General features: G+C 59.2%; 2 protein-coding genes. One reads left to right on the top strand and one right to left on the bottom strand.

Annotated features, from left to right (window positions below):
* The first annotated feature begins 375 nt into the window (after window positions 1-375).
* Window positions 376-834, top strand: coding sequence for a MarR family winged helix-turn-helix transcriptional regulator (locus tag ABIB42_RS25765; protein ID WP_040778550.1), 459 nt, complete (start codon window positions 376-378; stop codon window positions 832-834).
* Window positions 835-857: 23 nt separating this feature from the next.
* On the opposite strand, the gene ABIB42_RS25760 is transcribed toward ABIB42_RS25765, so the two are convergent.
* Window positions 858-2,435 carry a methyl-accepting chemotaxis protein gene (locus ABIB42_RS25760; protein WP_429249206.1) on the bottom strand — a complete coding sequence of 526 codons (1,578 nt, stop codon included), beginning with the start codon at window positions 2,433-2,435 and terminating at the stop codon, window positions 858-860.
* Window positions 2,436-2,738: the final 303 nt, after the last annotated feature.

Raw genomic sequence — 2,738 nt, 5'->3', positions numbered from 1 at the left:
CGGCGGAACGGGGCAGCGCCGGGCAGCTGCTGAAGTGGAAATGGACACAGCTTAAACTAGCCGGCTGAGTGTCTTGACTGATGGGTCCACTTTAGCCCTACCCGGTCGCGCAAGTACTCAGCAATAATATTGTTCTGCAGTGAGCACTCATGGCGATGGCGCCACACTGCGCAGCTGCTCGGCGCCCTGCAAGGACGAGGCGCCTCCGGCACTCGCGCCTGCTGCTGGTAATACAGGGGACTCATGATTGTCGTCCTCTCGCGCAGAGATGCAAAAAAGTACGTACTCGCACTCATTACAATGTAGAGGTGCTGGCATCTCGGATCTTGCGGACCATCGCTTGCAATTATCTAGTGTGCGACCTATATTGGAAACATGAATGCGAACACTTCCACCTCCCCTGCGACGCCCATGCTCGACGAGCAGCTGTGCTTCGCCTTGTACTCGACCTCCCTGGCGATGATGCGGGTCTACCGCGGTTTGTTGCCAAAGCTCGGGCTCACCTACCCGCAGTATCTCGTGATGATGGTGTTGTGGGAACAAGATCAGCTGACCGTGTCCGACATCGGCGAGCGCCTGTTCCTGGATTCCGCGACCTTGACACCTTTGCTCAAGCGTATGGAAGCCCAGGGACTGGTCCAGCGTAACCGCGCGCGCAGCGATGAACGCCAGGTGATCATCAGCCTGACCGAAGAGGGCAACACGTTGAGGAAAGAAGCCGCCAGCGTGATGCCGGCGGTATTGTGTGCGACCCAGTGCTCGGTCGATGAGGCGTCCGCTTTGCGCGACCAGTTGGTAAACCTGCGCAAGAGCCTGAACGACAGCGCCGACTGAGCGGCGCCTGATAGGTAGGAAAGTCAGCCCGCGATCCGCAGCGGGCTGCCCTCGGCGCCAATGCGGAACACGCGCACCGTGCGCAACAGCATCGCTGCCTGTTCCTTGAGTGCCGCGGCGGAAGCTGCGGCTTGCTCGACCAGCGCAGCGTTCTGCTGGGTTGCCTCGTCCATTTGACCCACCGCATGGTTCACTTGCTGGATACCGGCATGCTGGGCTTCGCTCGCGGTCGTAATCTCAGCGATGATGCCGCTGACTTCCTTCACGCTGGTCACGATGTCGTCCATCGTGGTGCCAGCCTGCTCCACCAGCTTCGAACCCGCATCGACCTTGGCGACCGATTCGCCGATCAATGCCGAGATCTCCTTGGCGGCAGTGGCCGAGCGCTGCGCCAGGTTGCGCACTTCGCTCGCGACCACGGCGAAGCCCCGTCCCTGCTCGCCGGCGCGCGCCGCTTCGACCGCAGCATTCAACGCCAGGATATTGGTCTGGAAGGCGATGGCGTCGATCACGCTGGTGATGTCCGATATCTTGCGGGCCGAGGCGTTGATATCCTGCATGGTATTGACCACGGCGGAGACGACGGTGCCGCCTTTGGCTGCGACTACGCTGGCCGATGCGGCGAGCGCGTTGGCGTGACGGGCATAGGCGGTGTTCTGTTCGACGACAGCGGTCAGCTCTTTCATCGAGTCCGCGGTGCGACCCAGTGAATTCGCCTGTTCCTCGGTGCGCATCGACAGATCGTCGTTGCCGGCGCTGATCTCACTGGAAGCGGTCGCGATCATGTCGGTGCCGCCGCGAACCTGGGCAACGATGTTTTGCAAACTGAGCTGCATTTCACGGATGGCATGCATGACGCTGGCCTCGTCGTTGGGGCGCACGGCGACGTCGACGGTGAGGTCGCCCGCGGCAATGGCCGACGCGATGCGATTGACTTCGACCGGCTCGCCGCCCAGCTGGCGCAGCAGGTGTGCCGTGATCGCGCTGCCGATCACCAGGCTCAGTGCGACCGCGGCAAGCGTGACCACGATGATCGTGGTCTTGGCGGAAGCGATCGACTCCTGCGCATGGGCCGTACCGGCTTCGACATGTTCCTGAACGGTGGTGATGACCCGATCGATATCGAGGACGTTTTGACGGCGCAATGGACTGCATTCATTGACGAGGAAGGCACCGTACTCGGCCATCTGCCCGGCATCGCGGTAACGGCGTGGGCGGTTCAGCTCTTGCGCCATCTGCAACAGTCCATCGCGCATCTTCGCGAAGTCGGCATTCCCCACGAACAGTGGCTCCAGGGCTTGCAGCTCGGCGAGATAACGGGCTTTCTGTTCGTCCAGGAGGTCGAGTTCACGCGTGGCGTCAGTGGCGTCCGGAAAAATGTAGGCAATGCGCGCGGCGAGACCGGTCTGGGCGAGCGACTCGCGCAACTCGTAGAGGCGCTCGAGCTGATTAGTGCGCACCGTATTTTGTACGGTAAGTTCCTGACCGACATTACCTAATTCACGCCACGCAAAGATGGCCAGGACGATGATCAGGATCCCGACAAGTCCAAACCCGAGGCCTAGCTTGGCCCGCGTGCTGAGTGCAGAAAGTGATCGCATAATATTCTTTTTAAAAGTGATGAGGCAAACGACGTCCCTGTCGGCTTGATATGCCAACAAGAACAAATAATTGGGTAACGAAGAATTATAGAAAACTATCTGCCACGCACGATTGATTCTGGACAGAAAGCAAAGTTATTTGTACGCAATGTGCTTTATGTCAAAGCGATTTGGTGCTTGAACAACAAACGGTACATGGGATGCACAAAGCAAAAAACCCCACCAGGATCACCTGGTGGGGTTTTTCATATAACTAGCCTGACGATAACCTACTTTCACACTGGTTGCAGCACTATCATCGGC

Source organism: Massilia sp. UYP32 (assembly GCF_050434365.1).
Lineage (GTDB): Bacteria > Pseudomonadota > Gammaproteobacteria > Burkholderiales > Burkholderiaceae_D > Telluria > Telluria timonae.
The sequence above is the reverse complement of the archived record's forward strand: the minus strand, read 5'-3'. Positions and strand labels throughout refer to the sequence as shown.